Genomic DNA, 20,917 nt, shown 5'->3' with positions numbered 1-20,917 from the left:
AAAACACTGTCTTGTTAGGCTAGCCTTAGCGACTGGCATTACGCAAAGCGCGGGTAACCTATTACCTTCTGCCGCGGTCCCCAGATGACGATTTGATCTTTGGCGCGCCGCCTCTTTGGACTGGCCGGTGCACCCCGCTACAGTCGAGACATGGCCAGCTCCACGCAGCATCCCGAGACGCATTATTCCGCTCAGCCGTCCGTCACGGCGCTCATCACCGGGGCCACCGCCGGCCTCGGCGCCGAGTTCGCCCGGCAGCTGGCCGCGCAAGGCTATTCACTGGTCCTCGTGGCCCGCGACCAGGAGCGCCTGGACTCCACTGCGGAGTCGTTGCGCGCCCGCTACGCCGTGCAGGTCCAGACCATCAGCGCCGACCTGGTCACCGAGGCCGGCGTCCAAACGGTCGCCAACCGGCTCGCCGATTCGAACCATCCGGTCACCACCCTGGTCAACAATGCCGGCTACGGCTTGACCGGCAACTTCGCCGACAACGACCTGGCGGACGAGCTCACCCACCTCGGCATCCACATCCGCACCCCGATGATCCTCTCCCACGCCGCGCTGCGGACCATGGCGGAAATCGGCGGTGGGCGCATCATCAACATCGCCTCGGCCGCTGCCTTCACCCCGCGGGGCACCTACTCCGCGGCGAAGGCCTTCATGGTCAACTTCAGCCGCTGGGCCAACGTCTTCTACCGCGACCGCGGCATCACCGTGACCGCCGTCTGCCCCGGCTTCACCCACACCGAATTCCACGACCGCATGCAGATCGACAAGAAGTCCATCCCGGCCTGGTCCTGGCTGGAGGCCGAGGAGGTCGTGCGTAGCGGGCTCACCGATGCCATGGCCGGCCGCTCGGTGTCGATCCCCAGCACCAAGTACAAGGTCATCACCTTCCTGGCCCGGATCGCCCCCGACGCCCTGGTGGCACGCATCGCCCAACGCGGCCGCTGAGCCGCCCCCGGTGGCGGTGAGCCGGATCACACCTTAGGCTGACCTGAAGTAATCATCAAAGGATCACTTCAGGTCAGGACGGCACGTGGGGGCCACGCCAGCACGCAAGAGGGCTGCCTCACGGTCGCGCCTGCTGGCCCTGCTCGGCGTGACGATCTTCGCCTTGACCGCAATCCTGGCCAGCGCAACGGCCTACAGCCAGTTGGCCAGCGTCCAGGCCCTGCGCTCCACCCTCCTTCCGGTGCACGCCCAGCCGCTCCTGTACCGCGTCCACACCACTGCCTCGGCGGATCCCGCAGCCCAGCAGGCCGCGGCCAGCGCCCTGCTGCAGCGGAGGGGACTCTCCGGGACCCTGGACGCCACCGTTTCGCAGCGCAGCGGCATCTACCCGGTCCGGGGTGCTTCGGCCGGCGCCAGCGTCCAGTTCACGTCCTTCGATGGTGCGCCGGACCGGCTTCCGGTCCGCGAAGGCACCTTCCCCGCGGATCACGACCCCGGGGTGGCCATCACCAGCACGACGGCGGATGCCTGGCACCTCGGCGTCGGCGACGATCTGGTGGTCACCGGGCCCGGCGGTGAACTGCGTCTGCCCGTCCGGGCCATCGTGGACCCCACCACCACCGGGGCGGCCCTGCTGGCTCCCGACGCACCGAGTGGATCCACCACGCCACCCGTACTGGCTGCCCTGTCCGCGCGGGAGCTCACCTCGACGTTCCCCGAACGCCAACTCGTCTGGACGCTGACGGCCAACCCCGAGCACATCGGCGCTGCCGATCTGGGCCGGTTGGGCGATGGTGTCGATGCGCTGGTGCCGGCGATGGTCCAGGACTCCCGCATTAACAACTCGGGGGTCGTCGGCTCCGGCGACCTGGCCGCTGCCTTGCGCACTGCGGGCCAGGGCACCCAGGCGCCCGCTGCGATGCTGCCGACTGCGCTGGTCCCGCTGGCCGCCGTCGGGGTCGTGGCACTGGTCCAGCTGCTGCGCCTGCTGGCCAGTTCGCGGGGCCGCGAGACCAGCCTGCTGCTCTCGCGCGGGGTCTCCGGATGGCAGCTGGCCCGGTCCAACGCGCTCGAAACCGGTCTGCTGGCATTGCTGGCCGCGGCGGCCGGGTGGGCCGTCGCCGTGGCCACGGTACCGGCGCTGCTCCGCTGGCTCGACGGCACCAGCTCCTCGGGGGTTCCGTTGGCACCGGCGGTGCTCGCGGGCACGTGGGCCGTCCCGGCCGTCATGGTCCTCGGATGCCTGGCGGGCGCGGGGGCACTGGGACTGCAGGCGGCCCGGGCCGAAGTGCTCCGGCTGGACCGGGCGCGGCGCACGGAACGCCTCGGCGGCCGCAATGCGTCGGCGTTGTCGGTGATCACCCTGGCCTTCGCCCTGTGCGTCGCCGCCTTCTGCCTCTGGCAATTACTGGCCTCCGGCAGTCCGCTGCTCCGGATGGCCGACGGCGCCACCCGGGTCAATCCGTTTGCCGCGTGGGCAACGGCCCTGCTCGTCCTGTCGCTGGGAGGGGTCACGGTGCTCGCGGCCGCCCTGATGTGCCGGGGCTTGGCCTCCGCGACGCGCCGTCGTCCGGGGTTCCTGGTGTCTTCGACGTTCACCGGGTTGGCCCGGGACCCCCTGGCCCTGGTCCTGCCGGTCTTCCTGATCACCGTCTCCCTCGCGGCATCGGTGGTGGCGATGTCCTACGGCTCGACGTTTGCGGCGGCCACCCGGACCAGCGGCCTGCTGGCCAACGCGGCACCCCTGAGGATCAACGTGGCCGGTTCCTCCTTGCTCGATGGGCCGCAGGACCTGCCGGACCCCGCACCCTACGCCGCACTTCCCCACGTCAGCTCGGCCACCCGCGCCCTCTCCCTGCCGACCCGCTTCGGCCAGGAAAGCGGATCCCTGCAGGCCCTCGACCCGCGGGCGACGGCCAGTGCCCTGGACGCCCTGCCCTCCGCCGACGCCCCCGCCCTGGCCGCGGCGCTGCACCCCACCTCCCCCACACCGGCAGTCGGCCTGCCTGCCGGAACCCACACGGCAACCCTTGAACTGGCCATCGGCCCGGAACCCTCCGGCGGCGGCGCCACGGCGGCCCGGGATCCGATCGACGCGACCGCCTGGATCACCGGCAGCGACGGGCGCCTGGTCCCCCTGGAGTCCAGGACCACCGAGCGTGGCCACCGCTCCGGTTGGCGGCAGGTTTCCCTGGGTTTCGACCTGCCGGAGGGCATGGCCTCCCCCGCCATCGCCGCCCTCGACCTGCGGGTGGCCCCGGCCTCCCCCGACGACACCCACGTCGAGCTGACCGGCCTGATGGCCGACGGGCAGCGACTCGACGTGCCGTCCGCCGCCGAACTGGGCCTGCTGCCCCACCCCACCGAGGGCACTGCCGGCCAGGTGGGGGAACTACGACCGGGCGAGCAGTCGCCGTTCTCCCCCGATCCCACCGACCCGTCGGGCTTCACCGTCCCCGCCACCGACGGCCAGGATGTATCCGTCCGGCTGGTGGACCGGCCCGCTTCGGCGCCCGGACCGGTGCCCGCAGTGGTTACCGAAACGCTGTTGGACCAGCTGGGGCGCACCGTCGGCGATGTCCTGGGCATCGAGTCCGGCGGGATCAACGTGCAGATCCGGGTGGCCGGAACCGTCGAGGTGGTCCCCGGGGCCACCGACCCGCTGGCCGTGCTGGTGGAACTCCCGGCGCTGGAACGCGCCGAACTGCATCTGCCCGGCCCCATCCACCGGCCCAACCAGCTGCTGATCGACACCGAGGACCCCTCGGCCGTGGCGGCTGCCGCCACACCCCTGCTGGCGCCCGGAGACCAGCTGGGCTCCGCGGTGGATGAGACCGCTGCGCGTTTCGTCGCCCCGGCCACGATCGTCCTGTGGCTCACGGCGCTCGGGACCTTCGCCGTGGCGGCCATCGCCCTGGCGGCGCACGTGCTGGCGATGGCCCGGAACCGCCGGAGGGAGGTGGCGCTGCTCTCGGCACTTGGCCTCCCAGCAGTGGTCCAGCAGCGGGCCAGGATCCTGGAAATGACGCTCCTCGGTGCCCTGGCCGCCATCGGAGGCACCGGCGTCGGGCTGGCTGCGGTGGCACTCACGGACGAACCCATGGTCCGGGCCGTCGTCCAGGGGGTCCCCGAGGTCCTGTCCCTGCCGCTGGTGGTGCCCGGAGTCGTGGCCCTCGCGATCCTGGCGCACCTGGGCCTGGGCGCCGGCGCCGGTTGGCTCTCGGCGCGCGGTGGCCGCCTGCGCGCCGCCCACACCACCGGGCGGGGGGCCGGATGATGCGCGGAGCCCCCCTCACCTATCGACTGCCGCGGCTGCTGCGGCACCAATTCCACCGGCTGACCCCCGGGACCGTGATGCTGGCGGCGATCGTCCTGCTGGCTTCCCTGTTGTTGGCGTTGTGGCCACGCCTGACGGCATCGAGTACGACGGCGGAACTGCGCCAGGAGCTCTCCTCGCTGTCCGCGGGGGTCCGCAACCCCCAAGCGGTCTCCCTCGACTGGATGCCCACCGGACCCGCGCCGGAGGGCCAGGACGTGGCCCTGCCAGGAAAAATGGGGGATCTGTATGGGCTTTTCGCCGCGGCAGCCGACCGGAGCGCCGCGGAGGCGGGCCCTCCCCTGTCCGATCTGCTGGGTCCGGCCCGCTTCCGCACCACCTCCCGGCCGGGAACGGTGACCGACCCTCCCCCGGGCATCGGCACCATGGAAGTCTCGCTGACCGCCGACCCGTTCGCCGCCGGGCACCTGGACATCGTTCGGGGCAAGGCCCCGGAACCCGCAGATCCCTCGCTGCTGGACCAGGTCTCCCAGGGGGAGGTGGACACGGCCAGGATCCCGGTGCTGATCTCCCGGGAGCTCTCCGAGAAGGCCGGCTGGAGCCTGGGGCAAACGCATCTGCTCCGCGGCGACGCCCCCACGAAGTTCCTGCTGGTCCCCACGGGGATCTTCGAGCCGTCCGATTCCTCGTCCGACTACTGGGCCATGAATCCCGAAGCGGCCACCCCCTCCCTCGGTTTCGAGCCCGAGCACGGAACCACGATCTCTGCCCAGGTCCTCGTGGACCCCGCAGCCCAGAGGACACCGGCGCTGCTCTACAACGGGATCAGGACGCACATCTGGTATCCGTTGGAGCTCTCCGGCCTGACGGCCGCCACCGCGCCCCGGCTGGCGGACCAGTTGGCACTCTTTGCCGGCAGCGAGCGGGCCTTCGAGGTCCCCGAGTTCTCCGGCCCCTTCCCCAACACGGTTTCGGCCCGCTTCGAGACCGCTGCGCCGCAGAAGATCACCGAGGTGCTCGAACGCACCGATGCCGCCCGGCAGATCATGACCATGATGGTCGCCGGACCGCTCGGCATCGCCCTGGCCACGCTCGTGCTGGCCGGGCGCATCGTGGTGGAGCGGCGGCGCCCGACGCTGGCGCTGGCCACGGCCCGGGGCGCCTCACCGCTTCAACTGCGCAGCCGGCTCGCGGGGGAAGGGCTGGCGCTGGGGCTTCCCGCCGCAGCCGTGGGCGTCGGGGCGGCAGCTGTCATGGTGCCCGGGCCGCTGGACATCGCCAGCTGGCTGCTGCCCCTGCTGCTGGGGCTCGCCCCGGCAGCGGTCCTGGGCCTGATGCCCTGGACGGACCGGACCGGCGGGGCCCCGGCCCGGCCGGCGACCCGGATGGCACGGCAACTGCGTCTGGCCACCGAACTGTTCATCCTGGCCGCCACCGCGGTGGCCTGCTGGCTGCTGGTGAGCACCGACGGCGGCCAGCTGGGTCCGGCGCTGGCCCCGCTGTTGACCGTCACACCCCTGCTGCTGGCCCTGCTGATCTGCGTCCTGGTGCTGCGCATCTTCCCCCTTCCGCTGGCCGCCCTGGTCCGTATCCGGCAGAAACGGCCCGGGCTCACGGGCTTCCTCGGCCCGGCGCGCGCCCACCGCGCCCCCGCCGGAGGGATGATTCCGGTCCTGGCCTTGTTGATCGGCCTGTCGATGGCGACGTTCTCGGCCATCACCCTCTCCACGCTCGACCACGGCATCGAGTCCACGGCGCGCACCACCGTCGGCGCCGACCTGCGCGTGGACGGCGCCGGATTCACCGCCGACCAGATGGCGGCCATCGCCGACGTCCCCGGGGTGTCGGCGGCCGCGGCCATCAACGGCGCCCGACGGGTCGATGTGCAGGCCGGCTCCCGGCAGCTCAGCGTCCGGTTGATCTCCGCCGACAGCCGGCAGCTGGGTCGAGCGCAGGCAGGGTATCCGGGCGCCGTGGATCCCGCCTCCGTGGCCCGGCTGGATACCCCCGTCAAGGATGCGGTCCCGGTGGTCGCCTCGACCTCCCTGGGGCTGTCGGTGGGCGATACCGTCGACGCCGATGTCGCCGGTGGCACCCGGATCACGGTGACCGCGGTGGCTCCGGATACCACGGGGTTGACCGCCGATGACCGGTGGATCCTGGCCGACCGCCAGCAGCTGGAACATGCCGGGGCGTCCGGCCTGGAGCCGCAGACCGTGCTGGTTCACCTCGACGACGGGGCCGATGCAGCGGGGGTCGGCGCCGACATCGCCTCGCTGCCCCCGCTCCAGAACGCTGGTTCGTTGACCGTGGCCAACCCCGGGGAGCAGGCGGCGACATGGCGCGCTGCCCCCACCACTGCGGGCCTGGCCGCCGCATTGGTGGTCCTGGTGGCCGTCTCGGCTGTGCTTTCGGCCCTGGCCATCCTGCTGGTGGCGGCCGGGAACGCCCCGGCCCGCAACCGCCTCTTGGGCCTGCTGCGCACCCTGGGGTTCCCGGCCCGCGAGGACGTCAAGCTGCTGGTGTGGGAGCTCGGCCCGCTGCTCGCCGCCGCGGCCCTGGGCGGCATACCGCTGGGAGTGGCGTTGCCGTACCTGCTGACAGCCGCCGTCGACCTGCGCCCGTTCACCGGAGGTCCTGCGCCGCCGGTGGTCGTGCCGGACCCTGCCCTGCTCACCCTGCTCTTCGGCGGGTTGCTCGCCGTCGTCCTGTGTTCCGTTGTCGTCGCGGGCCTGCTGGCCCGGCGCCAGCGGCCTTCCACCCTCTTGAGGATTGGTGATTGACATGACCGCCCCGACCGCCCCTCTCACTCCCCCGCGGGAGCCTGACATCCTGTGCCAGGAGCTCGTGCGGATCTACGCGCACGCGTCCGTCGAGGTGCAGGCGCTGCAGGGTCTGAGCCTGCGGCTCGAACGCGGCGAGTTGACCGCGCTGGTCGGCGCGTCCGGCTCGGGGAAGTCCACGCTGCTGTCCATTCTGGCCGGCCAGGACCGGCCCACGGCGGGCTCGGCCCGGTTGGCCGGGCACGACCTGACGACCATGGGCCGCAGGGAACGGTTGGCGTTCCGCCGGAAGACCACCGGCTTCGTCTGGCAGCAGACCTCCCGGAACCTGCTGCCGTACCTGACGGCAGCCCAGAACGTCGCGTTCCCGGCCACCGTGGCCGGCGGCGATGCCTCCCACCGGCGTGCCCTCGAGCTGCTGGACCTGCTCGACGTCGCCCACTGCGCCGATCGCCGACCCACCGAGCTCTCGGGCGGCGAACAACAGCGCGTGGCCATCGCGGTGGCTATCACCAACGCCCCGCAGGTGGTGCTGGCCGATGAGCCCACCGGCGAGCTCGACGAGGAAACCAGCTCCGATGTCCTCGAGGCCCTGCGCCAGGTCAACCGCGAACTGGGCATCACCACGCTGATCGTGACGCACGATCCGGCGGTGGCCGAACATGTCCAGCGCACCGTGGAGATCCGCGACGGCCGCTGTTCCACCGAGGTCCTGCGCAGCACCAGCGTCTCAGCGGCCGGGGTCACCACGCGCACCGCCGAGGAGTTCGCCGTGCTGGACCACGCCGGGCGCATGCAACTGCCCTCCGACTACGTCTCGGCCCTGGGGCTCCGTGACCGGGTCAGGCTGGCCCTGCACCCCGACCAGGTCACCGTCCGCCCCGGCGACGCGACCACCACCCCACCGCCGCCCCCACCACGGCACGGCCGCCATGCAGGCACCGGGCAGGAGACACCATGACCGACGCATTACGGGCCCTCGGAATCGACAAGACCTACGGCCGGGGCAAGACGGCGGTGCACGCCTGTGCGGGCATCGATCTGCGGGTCGCCTCCGGGGAGCTGCTGGTCATCCGCGGCAGGTCGGGGTCGGGGAAGACGACCCTGCTCAATTGCCTGGGCGGCCTGGACCGTCCCGATGCCGGACAGGTGTGGATCGGGGACCGCGAACTGACTGCCATGCAGGAGGCGGAGCGTGTGGAACTGCGCCAACGGCACCTGGGTTTCGTGTTCCAGGGGTTTGGACTGCTGCCGATGCTCACGGCTGCGGAGAACGTCGAGGTGCCCTTGCGGATTGTGGGCACCGCCGCCGACGTCCGCGAGGAGCGCGTGGCCGAACTCCTGGAACTGGTCGGTCTCACCGCCCACCGGGATCAGCGCCCCGGGGAACTCTCCGGTGGGCAACAGCAACGCGTGGGCATCGCCCGCGCCCTGGCCAACGAGCCACAGCTGCTGATCGCCGACGAGCCGACAGGCCAATTGGACGCCCTCACCGCGGCATCGGTCATGGACCTGTTGCGCGGCCTGACCGAGACGCAGGGTGTGGCCGTCATCGTGACCACCCACGACCCGCAGCTGGCCGACCGTGCAGACCGTGTCCTCCACCTCCATGACGGAGCACTGGCCGGAACACCCTGAGGTGTTCCGGCCAGTGCGCTACCGAGCTGGCGGAGGCGTATCAGCCGCCGACGTTGGCCAGCACCTTTCCGGCATCGACCAGGCCCGCGCCGCACCCGAGCGAGCAGCCGCCCGGCAGCGCACGCGTGCCGGACTTCAGCGCCGACTCGACAGCACTCGGGCTCATCGACGGGTTCTGCGAGCGCATGAGCGCCACGACTCCCGCGACGTGCGGGGTGGCCATCGAGGTGCCCTGGTACTCGGCATAGGCCTCGGCGCCCGGGGTCGTCCGGCCGGAGTTCAGCGTGGAGAGGATGCCGCCTCCGGTGGTGGACGTGTCACCACCGGGTGCGGTGACATCAACCAGGGAACCGTAGTTGGAGTACCAGGACATGCCACCCGATTTGTCGCTGGCCGCCACGGCGATCACGTTGTTGCAGTTGGCCGGACGTGAATTGGAGGCGTTCTGCTGCTCGTTGCCGGCGGCGACCACCACCGAGGTTCCGCGGGAGACGGCGGAGTTGATGGCGTTCTGGTAGGTGGTGCCGCAGGCCCCGCCGCCACCGAGGGACATGTTGATCGCGTCTGCCGGGTTCGGGTTCGCCGGGATGCCCGGCACCGTTCCGCCCGAGGCCCAGACGATGGCGTCGGCGATGTCGGAGAGCATCCCGCCACATTTGGCCAGGACCCGCACGGGGACCACCTTGGCGTTCGGTGCGACACCGGCGACGCCCTTGCCGTTGCCGGTCACCGCGGCGATGGTTCCGGCGACGTGGGTGCCGTGCCAGGAGGAGTTGCTGGCCTGGCTGGAACCGCACTCTCCGGCAGCGGACCAGTCCCCCTGGTCGGCGGCGTTGGCGTCGCGGCCGTTGCCGTCACGGGCGGCGGTGGAGTCGGACACGAAGTCGTAGCCGGGCAGGACGTTCGCGTTCAGGTCGGAGTGGCTGGTGATCCCGGTATCCAGGACCGCCACGACGGAACCGCTGCCGGTCGAGTAGTTCCAGGCACTGGGGGTGCGCATGCCGGTGGAGCCGGTGAAGTCCCACTGTTCGCCATAGCGCGAGTCATTGGGCGTGAGTGCCGACAGCGTCATGCGCACATCGGGTTCGATCGAGGAGATCGTCCCGGTGCGCGCTGCGTCGACCATGAACTGCTTGGCTGCCTTCGCCGTCATCTTCGCATCGGCCTTCACGACGTGGGCTCCGGTGGCCGTCGCGCGCAGCTCCTTCATGCCCACCCCCGCATCCTGTGCTGCGGGGGCAAGGGACTGCACGCGGGACTGCTTCGTTGCGGTCCGGGCGGAGTCCTTGTAGGTGACGATGAACTGGTCGTACGTCGTTCCGGTTTCCACACCGCTGACATCGACGGTGGCGGGCTGGGCCGCCTGCTGGGAGACGGGGACGGCGTCCGAGGTGATGGGCAGCGTGGTGGGGGCCGAGGCGGTGGCCGGCAGCACGCCGAGCCCTCCCACCAGCGAACAGGTTCCCACGAATGCCGCGGTCGTCAGGGTCATGGCGCGGGTCAGTTTGGGGCGTTTAACACCCATGGTGCACTCCTTGCGTCGGTTTTTCCCGAAATCGTCCGACCGCTCCATTGCGGGCCGAACCGGGTCACGCTAGGGATACTAAGCATGTGTTGACTAGTTTTGAAAGACTTGTTCAATGTTGAATATCGAAATGTTGAAGCTTGTCTTTACAGTCCACAAGAGAACGCATTGTCACAGGACAGTGGAGTTTCCGGAGGCAGCCGGGAAGCCGGGCCACGACGGGTCCCGCACGCCAGGGGGTGGTTTACGCGAATGCCTGACTAAAGATCCCGGAATTTTGGGGCGGACCGCACGTGGTGATCATCTGGAGGGGCCCGTCGAGCGGAAACGGTCGTCCCCCGAGGCGCAACCCCTCCCGGAGCGACAGGATCAGTAGTAGACGGCCAGCGGTCCGTGGGGGCCGTCAATGACCTGCACCGGGGTGTCGAAGACCCGGCTGAGCACGTCGTCGGTCATGATCTGCCCGGGGGTGCCGAATTCGACGACCTTCCCGTCCTTGACCGCGCAGATGTGGTCCGCGTAGTGGCCGGCGAAGTTGATGTCGTGGATGACCAGCACGATGGTGCGGCCCAGCTCCTCGGCGGCCCGGCGCAGGTGCTGCATCATCTGGACCGAGTGCCTCATGTCCAGGTTGTTCAGCGGTTCGTCCAGCAGGACGTGTTCGGTGTCCTGGGCCAGCACCATGGCCACGTAGGCGCGCTGCCGTTGGCCGCCCGAGAGCTGGTCGAGGTAGCGGTTCTCCAGGTCGCCCAGATCCAGGAAGTCGATGGAGCGGGAGATGGCCTCTTCGTCGACGGTGGTCAGGCGCCCGCGCGAATGGGGGAATCGGCCGAACCCGACGAGTTGGCGCACCGTCAGCCGCGCGGTGAAGTGGTTCTCCTGGCGCAGGATGGAAACGATCTTGGCCAGATCCTTCGAGGCGGTACTCGCCACGTCGTACCCGGCGACCTCGATGGCACCTTCGTCGATGCCGAGCAGCCGCCCGATCATGGTCAGCAGTGTCGACTTGCCAGCACCGTTGGGCCCCACCAGGGCGGTGATGCCGCCGGTCGGGATCTCGAGGGTGACCGGTCCGATCTCGACCTCGTCGCCATAGCTCTTGCGGACGTCGTTCAGGGTGATCACAGGCGGCCCTTTCTCAGGATGAAGTACAGGAAGAGCGAGCCGCCGATGACCTCGATGATGATCGAGACGACCCCCTGGGCGTAGAAGACGTTCTTCATGATGAAGTACGCGCCCGCCAGGACGACGAACCCGGTGAGCACTGCCACCGGGAAGACGTACCGGTGGTCATGGGTGTCGGCCAGCTGGTAGGCCAGCGTGGCGACGAGGAATCCCAGGAAGGTCATCGGGCCGACCAGGGCGGTCGAGATGGCCATGAGCACGGACACCAGGAGCAGGCTGCGCATGAGCTCGGCGCGATGGTTCAGCCCGAGGTTCGTGGTGGTGTCCCGGCCCAGGGCCATCACATCCAGCCGCTGGGACCTCGTCCACAGCAGCCCGCCGGCGACCAGGCACACCGGGATGGCGATCGGCAGGTAGGAGGCCTCCGCATTGGAGATCGAGCCGAAGAGGCGGGCGGTGAGGACGTCGAATTCGCTCGGGGAGAGCAGCCGCTGCATGAAGGTGGACACGGAACCGAGCCCGCCGCCGACGATGATGCCGATCAGCAGCATGACCTGCAGGTTCCCGTACTTTCCCGAGAGCAGCCACCCGTACAGCGCCACCGACAGCCCGACCATGACCAGCACCTGGAGGATGAACTGCGGGATGCCCTGGACCGCAGTGATGCCGGCGGCCCCGAGGAAGAACACGGCAGCGGTCTGCACTGCGACATAGAGGGACTCGAAGCCCATGATCGAGGGGGTGATGATCCGGTTGTTCGTCACCGTCTGGAAGCTGACCGTGGCCATGGCCTGGCAGAAGGCGACCACGAGCATCACGACAACGCTGGTGCCCCGCAATTCGGCGATCCGCCAGAAACCCGGGGTGCCCGGCGGCATGGGGTTGTCCCAGGCCAGCAGCCCCCAGCCGAAGCCGGCGGCCAGGACGATGAGGACCGCCAGCACGATCCGGTAGCGACGGCGCGAGCGGGCGGTGGGCAGGGGGCCGGAGCCGCGCGGCGTGGAGCGCGGCAGGGTGGGGATGGCCCGCGTGGGCGTCAGGGTCCTAGGCACGACGGCGCTGCCTCAGGAGGAGTCCGATGAAGACGACGGCCCCGACCACTCCCAGGATCAGCGAGACGGGAACCTCGAAGGGCATGATGATGATGCGTCCCACCAGGTCGCAGACGGTGACGATCCCGATCCCCAGCAGGCAGACCCAGGGCAGGTTGCCGCGCAGGTCGTCGCCGCGGAACATCGAGACGATGTTCGGCACGATCAGGCCCAGGAACGGCAGGTTGCCGACCACGACGGTGACGATTCCGGTGGCGATCGCGATCAGCCCGGTGCCCAGCAGGATGACCTGGTGGTAGTTCAGCCCGACGTTGGTGGCCACTTCCTCGCCGAGCCCCGCGACGGTGAACCGGTCGGCCACCAGGAAGACGACGACGCCCACCACCGCGACGATCCACAGGACTTCGTATTGGCCCTTCAATACCGAGGTGAAGCTGCCGGCGAACCAGATCCCGAGGCTCTGGAGCATGTCGGTCTGCAAGGCGATGAAGGTGGAGATGGCCCCGACGACGGCGCCGAGCATGATGCCGACGATGGGGACCGTCAGCGATTCCTTCAGCGAGACCCGGCGCAGGAAGCCGAAGAAGACCATCGTGCCGATGAACGCTGCCACCACGGCACCGATCATCTTCACGGTGATGCTGGCTCCGGGGTCCACGATCATGACCGCCAGCAGGCCCAGCCCGGCCCACTCCGTGGTTCCCGTCGTCGTGGGTTCCACGAACCGGTTCTGCGTCAGCAACTGCATCACCAGGCCGGACATGGCCATGGCGGCCCCGGCCAGCACCAGGGCGATGGTGCGGGGGATGCGCGTGATGCCGAACATCTCCCCGCCCAGTTCACCGCCGAAGATGTCGTAGACGCCGGTGAACAGGGAGAAGGCCAGCAGGGCACCGACGACGGCGACGCCGATGAGCAGTCGTGGTTCGAAGAGCCTGCCCTTGGAGGCGGCGCGCTGTGCCGTGGTGGTCATCGTGCTGGATCGCCCCTAGCCTTCGAGGGCGTCGGCGAAGGAGTTGAAGAACTTGGTGTAGGTCTGGATGCCCTCGTTGGTGTAGGTGTCGGCGGGCATGTAGACGATGTGCTGGTTCTTCACCGCGGGGACGTTCTTCAATGCTGCGGATCCGGCCAGCAGTTCGTTGGCGGGCTGGTAGGAGGCGTCGTCGGAGGCGACGGCAGCGTCGCGGTCCATGGCCAGGATCCAGTCCGGGTTCGACTTCGCGATGGCCTCGACCGAGATGTCGTCACCCTGGTGGTCCTCGCTGGAGTCCTCCACCTCGAGGGCAGGTGCCAGTCCCAGGATGTCGAAGACCGGTCCGAGCGTCCGCCCGTTCCCCGGGGCCGCGTAGCCGATGTCGCCACCGGAGGTGATCACGGCCATGACCTTCTCGTTCTTGTCGTAGGCCTTCTTCACGCGGGCGACCGCAGCATCCAGCTCGTCATTGAGCTGCCGGGCCTCGGCCTGCTTGCCGAAGACCTCGCCCAGGACGGTGGTCTGGCGCTTCAACTCGGCGTCCAGGGGCTGTCCGTCGCGCGGGTCCAGTTCCAGGACGGTGGCCTCGGGCGCCAGTTTGGCGAAGTCGTCGTGGAATTGGGCGAAACGCTGCCCGTTGACGATCAGGTCGGGTTCGGCGGCGACCACGGATTCCAGGTCCGGTTCGCGGTGGCTGCCCAGGTCGATGATCGAATCATCCTTCGTATAGGCGATGGTGTCGGGCATCAGGGCCACGGCACCGGCCGACAGTTCCACACCCCAGTCCGCGAGCGTCTGGAACGTCCGGTTGTCGGTCGCCACCACGGAGGCCGGAGGGTTCTTCACGGTCTGGGCGCCGTTGTTGTCCTGGACTTCAATGGTGGTCGATTCGCCGGCCGAGTCGGTGGAGGCCGCCGAGGTGCCGCCGCAGGCGGTGAGGGCCAGGGCGGATGCTCCCAGCAGGACGCCGAGGCGCAGTTTGATGGAGGACATCTTTGTTCCTTACGAGTGATGACGGCCAGTGGGCCGGGCGGGTAGGAGTCCACTGTTAACTTAGCCTGCCCTACATGAATAACGAACATCGATGCTGGTGTTATTCATGTCACGTCACCATAAGTTGATTAAACAACTCACATCTGTGCACCACCGCGGCGGGACACCGGCCTGCCGCCGATGTCCCGCCCGGATTCCCCGCCCCCGATTGCCCCTAGGCGGCCCGCAGGACGGTGCGCGAGCCGGCGAGCGTGAGCGCACCACGCACCACCAGGACCCCGGCGATCATCGTCACCGCGACCACGAGGATGGTCACCGGCGACACGATCATCGCGATGCCCACGAGCGGGAACATCATGACGGCGGCAACGATGGCCGACCCCAGCGACACCCAGACCAGCGGGCCCATCACCGAACGCACCCGGGCGCTGTCCATGGTGGCCGGGTCCATGCCCAGCCGGCTCAGGTTCCCGTAGAGGTCCCGCCGGTCCAGGGTCAGCGCGCTTTGGTTGATGACTGCCGAGCAGCACACTCCGATGAACGAGGCGACGATCGTCACCAGCACCCCTGTCAGGACGTCATCGATGAGCGCCAGGTCCTGCGCGCTGGCTCCTCCGCCACCGGAGGCGCGCATCATGGCAGCACCCGAGCCGCCGAAAACGGCCACGAAACTGGTCATCGCCACTCCCGAGACCTGCCGCCACGCCGCCTGCGGGGATTCGAGGATCATGCGGGCGGCAAGCAGCCGTTCGGGGCTCTCGGCCTTGCGCAGCGAGCGGACCGCCAACCGGCGGACCACCCATGGCCCTACGACGTTCAATACGGCGAGGACCGCGGCAAAGGCCCCGAGCACCACGGCGATCATGACGGCCAGGTCGCGGATGGTGCCGAGCTGCTGCAGTGCGGTGAACGCAGCGACCACCACGATGCCGGCGACCAGCGCGCGGATCCAGCGGGCACCGGGCGCGACGGCCCGGGTACGCACCCCCAGCGGCGAGACGTTCAGCCGGCGCAGTCCGGCCACCGCCGAGATGATCCCGATCAGCACCACGGCTGCCGCCAGGGCTGCCACGATCCCCGGCGCCATGAACATGTCGGATCCGATGGCCCGGCCGCGGAAGTGCAGCAAACCGACCAGCGGCGCCGAGGCCAGGTACACCACCACGCCGCCGACGGCACCGAGCAGGGCCAGTGCGGCGGAGTCGATCACGGTCACGGCCCCGGCGAGCGCCGGGGTGCCGCCGAGCAACCGCACGGTGGCAAGTCGCTCGTCGTGGGAGCGGGCGGACAGGCGGGCCGCGGCACCGCCGAGGACGGCCAGGGGCACCACCAGCAGCACCACGGCGATGCCCGCGAGGATCAGGTACATGCCGGTGAGCTCGTCCTGCACGGCCCGGAAGGACAGGCCGCCGGCGGCGACCAGGAGCAGCAGCGCGGTGGTCAGGACGTAGGCGGTGACGGTGAGCACTTGCGGTGCCAGGCGCCCGCGGGTGGGCCGGCCCAGCAGCCAGGCGAGGGAGAAGGCCTTCATGACCGGGCTCCCGTCCCGGAGGTGGGGACACCGGCGTCGTGCTGGATCCGCCCGTCGAGCAGGTGGATGACCCGGTGGCAGCGGGCGGCGACCTGCGGGTCGTGGGTGACCATGACCAGGGTGTTGCCGCGGCCGACGGTGGCGTCGACGAGGACGTCGAGCACCTCGGCGGAGGTCGCCGAATCCAGTGCCCCGGTGGGTTCGTCCGCGAAGGTGACGGTGGCGCCGGTGACCTGGGCGCGGGCGATGGCCACCCGCTGGGCCTGCCCGCCGGAGAGTTGGCCGATCCGCCGCTCCTCCATCCCGGCCAGGCCGAGCGCGCCCAGCCATTCGGCGGCGCGCGGCAGGGCGGCCGAGCGCGGGATCCCGTTGATCATCAGCGCCATGGCCACGTTCTCGATGGCCGTGAGTTCGGGGATGAGCAGGCCCGATTGGAAGACGAAGCCGAAGCTTCCGCGGCGCAGGCGGGAGCGGGCGGATTCGCCCAGGGCCGCGATCTCCACGGGACCGGTCGATGCCGACGGGTCCTGGAAGAGCACCGAGCCGGAGTCGGGGCGTTCGATGCCGGCCAGGGTGTGCAGCAGGGTGGACTTGCCGGAGCCCGAGGGCCCCATGATGGCCAGCGATCCGCCGGCCGGGATGTCCAGGCCCAGCCGGTCCAGCGCGATGGTGCTGCCGAACGCCCGGGTCAGGTCGCGGGCGGACAGGACCGGGGCGGGGCCGCCGGCCGCGGGATGGAGCGGGTGGGGTGAGTGCGGGTGCGAGGTGTTGTGTTCCATGCCTTCCAGTGTTCCGTCGGGCCGTGGGGCTGCGGATCCACCGAGGAGCTGAATTGTGCGGCGCGGCCTCCTACCGGGGGATGACCCCGGGGCGCCGGAACGGGTTCGTGACCCCGGGCGGCACGGGTGCGCAATCCGTGTCCATTCCTCCACCATTGCGCTGCCCCAATCGACGCCGCAGCGGCCTGAAGCCGCCCCTTCATCACCTTTATGCACCAACGTGATTAACCCCTTTCCCTCGGGGACATCACGGCGCATCATGAGGCATCAGCCAACGCACCATCCTTGGGAGTGAACGAAGCATGAAGACACTGAAAGCGGGTCTTGCCAGCGCCCTGCTGATCGCGGGGTTGGGGCTGGCCCCTGCAGCACCAGCGGCCGCTGCACCCGCGTCGCCGTATTGCGGCATCACCTGGGGATCGACCGCCGATTCCCATTCCACGATGTCCTCCGCGCAGATCACCAACGCGCGCGCCGGACAGCAGACCTGCTACGACCGCCTGGTCATCGACCTGCGCGGCAAGGTCCGCGGCTACGACGTCCGCTACGTCGGCGCCGTCTACACCGAGGGGCAGGGCAAGCACGTCCCGCTCTCCGGAGCGGCGGACCTGCAGGTCATCGTCCGCGCCCCGGCATACAACTCGTCGGGCACCGCAACCTACCGTCCGTCCAGCCGCACCCGTGCGGTGGACGTCTCCGGCTACCGGACCTTCCGGCAGGTGGCCTATCTGGGCAGCTTCGAGGGCCAGACCTCGTTCGGGCTCGGCGTGCGCGCCCGGCTGCCGTTCCGCACCTTCATCCTGGACGGCCCGGGGACCGGTTCACGCCTGGTCATCGACGTCGCGCACCGGTGGTGATGCCGGCGCAGGGGTAAACATCACGTCATGAACCCGGCGGGGGCCACCCCCGCCGGGTCCGGTGTGCCACGATGGCGCCATGAGCCCCAGCCCCTTCCGCCAGGTCGACGTCTTCACCTCGACACCGTATCTGGGCAATGCCCTTGCCGTTGTCCTCGATGCCGACGGGCTCACGGAGGCTGACATGCTGCGCTTCGCCAACTGGACCAACCTGGCGGAGACCACGTTCGTGCTCCCGCCCACCGACCCGACTGCCGACTACCGGGTGCGGATCTTCACCACCACCACCGAGCTGCCCTTCGCCGGGCACCCGACCCTGGGCACCGCACATGCCTGGCTGGAGGCAGGCGGCCGGCCCCACCGCCCCGGGGTCATCGTCCAGGAGTGCGCGGCAGGACTCGTCGAGGTCCGCACCGAGGACCGGGACGAGGACGCCGGGAGCCGGCTCTCCTTCCGTGCCCCTCCCCTGCAGCGCACCGGGCCGCTGGAGGACGATGTCCTGGCCTGGGCGATCTCCGGGTTGGGCCTGTCCGCCGACGACGTGCTGGACCACCAGTGGGTGGCCAACGGACCGCAGTGGGCGGTGCTCGTGCTGCGCGACGCGGACGCCGTGCTGGCACTGGAACCCGATTTCGGCGCCCTGGAGGGGCTGGAGATCGGGGTGATCGGCCCGCATCTGGTCCCCGGGGTGGACGCCGTCCCGTACTCCCGCCGCAACGAACACCGCCCCCAGGGCACCCGCGCCGAACTGGAGCCGCTGCGCCCCGCTGACGACGCCGCGGCCTTCGAATCGGCGGTCTCCGGGGTGCCCGCCGACTTCGAGGTCCGCGCCTTCTGCCCCGGCGAGGGCCTGCCCGAGGACCCCGTGACCGGGAGCCTGAACGCGGGCATCGCCCAGTGGATGATCCCGGCCGGCCTCGCCCCGTCGTCGTACACCGTGCGCCAGGGGACCCGGCTGGGACGGGCCGGACAGGTCGGGCTCTCCGAGCACGACGGCGGCATCTGGGTATCGGGGCAGGTCATCACCTGTGTCGAGGGCACGGTCCGCACCGCCTGAACACCGCACCGCGGCCGGTCCGGGTGTCGGGCAGATCACCGGTTTCCGGGGGTCCCAAGCCGCCCGACGCGGAGTAGTCTCTATCGGTGACCAACGCACAGACCTCCCCGAAAACCGCCCCGGACGACCGCGCCGCCTGGACCGCCTTGTGGGCCCTGGTGATCGGGTTCTTCATGATCCTGGTGGACTCCACGATCGTTTCCACCGCCATGCCGGCGATCATGCGCGGGCTGGACACCGGAATCAACGGGGTCATCTGGGTCAACAGCGCCTACCTGCTCGCCTTCGCCGTCCCGCTGCTGGTCACCGGCCGGCTCGGCGACCGGTTCGGGCCGAAGAACCTGTACCTGATCGGCCTGGCCCTGTTCACCGCGTCGTCGCTGTGGTGTGGGCTGTCCCCGAGCATCGGCATGCTCATTGCCGCCCGCGTGGTCCAGGGGCTCGGCGCCGCGATGATGACCCCGCAGACGATGACGTTCATCACCCGCATGTTCCCGGCCCAGCGTCGCGGCGCGGCGATGGGCGTCTGGGGCGCCGTCGCCGGCGTCGCAACCCTGGCCGGGCCGATCGTCGGCGGCGTGCTGGTGGACACCCTGGGCTGGGAATGGATCTTCTTCGTCAACATCCCCGTGGGCCTGATCGCGCTGTGGCGGGTGTGGGTCAAGGTCCCGCAACTGCCCCGGCACAGCCGCAGCTTCGACTGGCTGGGCGTGGTGCTCTCCGCCGTGGCCATGTTCCTGATCGTCTTCGGCATCCAGGAGGCCAACACGTATGACTGGGGCGTCGTCGCCGGACCGGTCACCGTCTGGTCACTGATCATCGTCGGGGTCATCGTGCTGGCGGGCTTCGTGCTCTGGCAGCACTTCAACCGGCGCGAACCACTGCTCCCGCTGGGCCTTTTCCGCAACCTGAACTTCTCCCTGGCCAACGTCGCGATCACCGCGATGGGCCTGGCCATCACCGCGATGAGCTTCCCGATGATCCTGTACCTGCAGTCGGTGCGCGGCATGACGCCCACGATGTCGGCCCTGATGATCGCCCCGATGGCCGTGGTCTCCGGCGTGCTGGCACCCTTCGCCGGGAAGATGACCAACAAGATCGATCCGAAGGTCCTGGCGGTCCCCGGGTTCCTGCTCTTCGGTGGCGGGATCGTCGCCTACGGCCTGCTGCTCACCCCCGATGTGCCGCTCTGGGTCCTGCTGCTGCCGCCCGTGGTGATGGGCATCGGCAGTGCCGGCATCTGGCCCTCCGTCTCGCTGACTGCCACGCGCGATCTGGGCCAGGCCGACGCAGGCGCCGGTTCCGGCGTCTACAACACCACCCGCCAGGTCGGTGCGGTGCTCGGTTCCGCCCTGATCGCGTTCCTGATGGAGGCCCGGATCAGCATCGAATCCACCGCGGTGCTCGCCGGCATGCCGTCCGGCCAAGGTGCGGCCACCGCCGGCGCCGGTTCGGAGGCCACCATGGGCCAGGCGATCCCCGAGTTCCTGCACGGCGCGTTCTCCACGGCACTGGGCCAATCGCTGCTGTTGCCAGGCCTGGTCGCCATCTTCGCCGCCGTCGTCTGCCTGTTCTTCCGGCGCCCGGTCGCCGTCGCCGAGAGCCGCGACTGAGCCTGCCCCGTGTTAGATTCACCGGCATGGACCAGACCCTGACCGTGCCCGAACCTGCCCTGCGACTGCTCGTGGAGCGGGGCTTCGACACGACCAGCGTGGACCAGCTGGCGCACGTCCTGGGCATGAGCCGCAGCACCTTCTTCCGGCGCTACGGCACCAAGGAGGACATGGTCTTCTCCGACATGGACGCCGTGATCACCGCGGTCCAGCGGCAGCTCGCGGTGCCCGATCGCGGCATCGCGGAACGGGTCAGCGCGGCGGCGCTCACGGTCTTCGACCACCACACCTCACGCCCCGAGGCCTCCGAACTGCGCTTCGCCCTCCTGCACGAGGTCCCTTCGCTGCGCGACCGCGAACTGGTCAGCACCCACCGCTACGAACGGGCCTTCCGGGCCGGGATCCGCACGGCCCTCGGGATCGAGCCGGCGCTGGAGAGCCGCCAGCTGGGCGTCATCGCCTACGCGGCGGCCGTCGTCGCGGTGCACAACGCCTTCCTGCGCAGCTGGCTCTCCGGCCGGGACAGCACCCTGCGCGGACGCCTGGCCACTGAACTGGCGCAGCTGGCCGACCTGTTCCTGCCGCGGATCGAGGGGACGGAAACGGCGCCCGAGGCGGACCGCGGTGGCCGGGTGGTCGTGGCCGTCGCCGCATCCGGAGCCAACACGGGCGAGGTCATCGAGGCCGTCCGGCAAGCCCTCGACGCCGGGACATCCCCCCGCTGATTCCACCACTGCCTGAAACTCAGTGTCTTGACGTG

Annotated in this window: 16 protein-coding genes; 9 read left to right on the top strand and 7 right to left on the bottom strand. The window is 70.0% G+C overall.

What is annotated here, in order from left to right:
• Window positions 1-150: 150 nt before the first annotated feature.
• The 5 genes from ABD088_RS09145 (at window position 151) to ABD088_RS09125 (ending at window position 8,652) form a co-directional block, all read left to right on the top strand.
• Window positions 151-954 (top strand): SDR family NAD(P)-dependent oxidoreductase, encoded by an 804-nt coding sequence (locus ABD088_RS09145; RefSeq protein ID WP_343901618.1) that lies wholly within the window; start codon window positions 151-153, stop codon window positions 952-954.
• A gap of 85 nt (window positions 955-1,039) precedes the next feature.
• Window positions 1,040-4,231: an FtsX-like permease family protein gene (locus ABD088_RS09140; protein WP_343901617.1), complete on the top strand. Its 3,192-nt coding sequence runs from the start codon at window positions 1,040-1,042 to the stop codon at window positions 4,229-4,231.
• On the top strand, window positions 4,228-7,014 hold the full coding sequence (locus ABD088_RS09135; protein WP_343901616.1) for an FtsX-like permease family protein: 2,787 nt from the start codon (window positions 4,228-4,230) through the stop codon (window positions 7,012-7,014). Before ABD088_RS09140 ends, ABD088_RS09135 begins: the two co-directional genes overlap by 4 nt.
• Before the next feature lies 1 nt (window position 7,015).
• On the top strand, window positions 7,016-7,975 hold the full coding sequence (locus ABD088_RS09130) for an ABC transporter ATP-binding protein (RefSeq protein ID WP_343901615.1): 960 nt from the start codon (window positions 7,016-7,018) through the stop codon (window positions 7,973-7,975).
• Window positions 7,972-8,652, top strand: coding sequence for an ABC transporter ATP-binding protein (locus tag ABD088_RS09125; protein ID WP_343901614.1), 681 nt, complete (start codon window positions 7,972-7,974; stop codon window positions 8,650-8,652). The genes ABD088_RS09130 and ABD088_RS09125 overlap by 4 nt, the downstream gene beginning before the upstream one ends.
• Before the next feature lie 40 nt (window positions 8,653-8,692).
• Here the strand turns inward: ABD088_RS09125 and ABD088_RS09120 are convergent, their stop codons facing one another.
• The 7 genes from ABD088_RS09120 to ABD088_RS09090 form a co-directional block, all read right to left on the bottom strand.
• Entirely contained in the window at window positions 8,693-10,177 is a 1,485-nt protein-coding gene (locus tag ABD088_RS09120) for a S8 family peptidase (RefSeq protein ID WP_343901613.1), read from the bottom strand.
• A gap of 369 nt (window positions 10,178-10,546) precedes the next feature.
• Window positions 10,547-11,302 carry an iron ABC transporter ATP-binding protein gene (locus ABD088_RS09115; RefSeq protein ID WP_343901612.1) on the bottom strand — a complete coding sequence of 252 codons (756 nt, stop codon included), beginning with the start codon at window positions 11,300-11,302 and terminating at the stop codon, window positions 10,547-10,549.
• On the bottom strand, window positions 11,299-12,354 hold the full coding sequence (locus ABD088_RS09110; RefSeq protein ID WP_372710931.1) for an iron chelate uptake ABC transporter family permease subunit: 1,056 nt from the start codon (window positions 12,352-12,354) through the stop codon (window positions 11,299-11,301). Before ABD088_RS09110 ends, ABD088_RS09115 begins: the two co-directional genes overlap by 4 nt.
• Window positions 12,347-13,327, bottom strand: coding sequence for an ABC transporter permease (locus tag ABD088_RS09105; RefSeq protein WP_343901611.1), 981 nt, complete (start codon window positions 13,325-13,327; stop codon window positions 12,347-12,349). Before ABD088_RS09105 ends, ABD088_RS09110 begins: the two co-directional genes overlap by 8 nt.
• 15 nt (window positions 13,328-13,342) lie before the next feature.
• Window positions 13,343-14,320, bottom strand: coding sequence for a siderophore ABC transporter substrate-binding protein (locus ABD088_RS09100; RefSeq protein WP_343901610.1), 978 nt, complete (start codon window positions 14,318-14,320; stop codon window positions 13,343-13,345).
• Between the two features lie 214 nt (window positions 14,321-14,534).
• Window positions 14,535-15,851: an ABC transporter permease family protein gene (locus tag ABD088_RS09095; protein WP_343901609.1), complete on the bottom strand. Its 1,317-nt coding sequence runs from the start codon at window positions 15,849-15,851 to the stop codon at window positions 14,535-14,537.
• On the bottom strand, window positions 15,848-16,630 hold the full coding sequence (locus tag ABD088_RS09090) for an ABC transporter ATP-binding protein (protein WP_343901608.1): 783 nt from the start codon (window positions 16,628-16,630) through the stop codon (window positions 15,848-15,850). The genes ABD088_RS09095 and ABD088_RS09090 overlap by 4 nt, the downstream gene beginning before the upstream one ends.
• 302 nt (window positions 16,631-16,932) lie before the next feature.
• On the opposite strand from ABD088_RS09090, the gene ABD088_RS09085 reads away from it, so the two are divergent.
• The 4 genes from ABD088_RS09085 (at window position 16,933) to ABD088_RS09070 (ending at window position 20,882) form a co-directional block, all read left to right on the top strand.
• Window positions 16,933-17,487: an AMIN-like domain-containing (lipo)protein gene (locus ABD088_RS09085; RefSeq protein WP_343901607.1), complete on the top strand. Its 555-nt coding sequence runs from the start codon at window positions 16,933-16,935 to the stop codon at window positions 17,485-17,487.
• 79 nt (window positions 17,488-17,566) lie between these two features.
• Complete coding sequence (locus ABD088_RS09080) at window positions 17,567-18,544, top strand: PhzF family phenazine biosynthesis protein (protein WP_343901606.1); 978 nt, start codon at window positions 17,567-17,569, stop codon at window positions 18,542-18,544.
• 86 nt (window positions 18,545-18,630) lie between these two features.
• The gene (locus ABD088_RS09075) at window positions 18,631-20,157 is read left to right on the top strand and encodes a DHA2 family efflux MFS transporter permease subunit (protein WP_343901605.1); all 1,527 of its coding nucleotides are present in this window, start codon (window positions 18,631-18,633) and stop codon (window positions 20,155-20,157) included.
• Between the two features lie 26 nt (window positions 20,158-20,183).
• On the top strand, window positions 20,184-20,882 hold the full coding sequence (locus ABD088_RS09070; protein WP_343901604.1) for a TetR/AcrR family transcriptional regulator: 699 nt from the start codon (window positions 20,184-20,186) through the stop codon (window positions 20,880-20,882).
• Window positions 20,883-20,917 lie beyond the last annotated feature (35 nt).

The organism is Arthrobacter rhombi (assembly GCF_039526245.1).
Lineage (GTDB): Bacteria > Actinomycetota > Actinomycetes > Actinomycetales > Micrococcaceae > Arthrobacter_H > Arthrobacter_H rhombi.
This window is presented reverse-complemented; position numbering and strand designations above follow the sequence as displayed.

Excerpts from the sequence above, each read along its gene's own strand:
- ABD088_RS09095 (WP_343901609.1), bottom strand. The coding sequence starts at position 15,851 with ATGAAGGCCTTCTCCCTCGCCTGGCTGCTGGGCCGGCCCACCCGCGGG.
- ABD088_RS09070 (WP_343901604.1), top strand. The coding sequence starts at position 20,184 with ATGGACCAGACCCTGACCGTGCCCGAACCTGCCCTGCGACTGCTCGTG.
- ABD088_RS09085 (WP_343901607.1), top strand. The coding sequence starts at position 16,933 with ATGAAGACACTGAAAGCGGGTCTTGCCAGCGCCCTGCTGATCGCGGGG.
- ABD088_RS09125 (WP_343901614.1), top strand. The coding sequence starts at position 7,972 with ATGACCGACGCATTACGGGCCCTCGGAATCGACAAGACCTACGGCCGG.
- ABD088_RS09080 (WP_343901606.1), top strand. The coding sequence starts at position 17,567 with ATGAGCCCCAGCCCCTTCCGCCAGGTCGACGTCTTCACCTCGACACCG.
- ABD088_RS09130 (WP_343901615.1), top strand. The coding sequence starts at position 7,016 with ATGACCGCCCCGACCGCCCCTCTCACTCCCCCGCGGGAGCCTGACATC.
- ABD088_RS09135 (WP_343901616.1), top strand. The coding sequence starts at position 4,228 with ATGATGCGCGGAGCCCCCCTCACCTATCGACTGCCGCGGCTGCTGCGG.
- ABD088_RS09090 (WP_343901608.1), bottom strand. The coding sequence starts at position 16,630 with ATGGAACACAACACCTCGCACCCGCACTCACCCCACCCGCTCCATCCC.
- ABD088_RS09120 (WP_343901613.1), bottom strand. The coding sequence starts at position 10,177 with ATGGGTGTTAAACGCCCCAAACTGACCCGCGCCATGACCCTGACGACC.
- ABD088_RS09100 (WP_343901610.1), bottom strand. The coding sequence starts at position 14,320 with ATGTCCTCCATCAAACTGCGCCTCGGCGTCCTGCTGGGAGCATCCGCC.
- ABD088_RS09145 (WP_343901618.1), top strand. The coding sequence starts at position 151 with ATGGCCAGCTCCACGCAGCATCCCGAGACGCATTATTCCGCTCAGCCG.
- ABD088_RS09105 (WP_343901611.1), bottom strand. The coding sequence starts at position 13,327 with ATGACCACCACGGCACAGCGCGCCGCCTCCAAGGGCAGGCTCTTCGAA.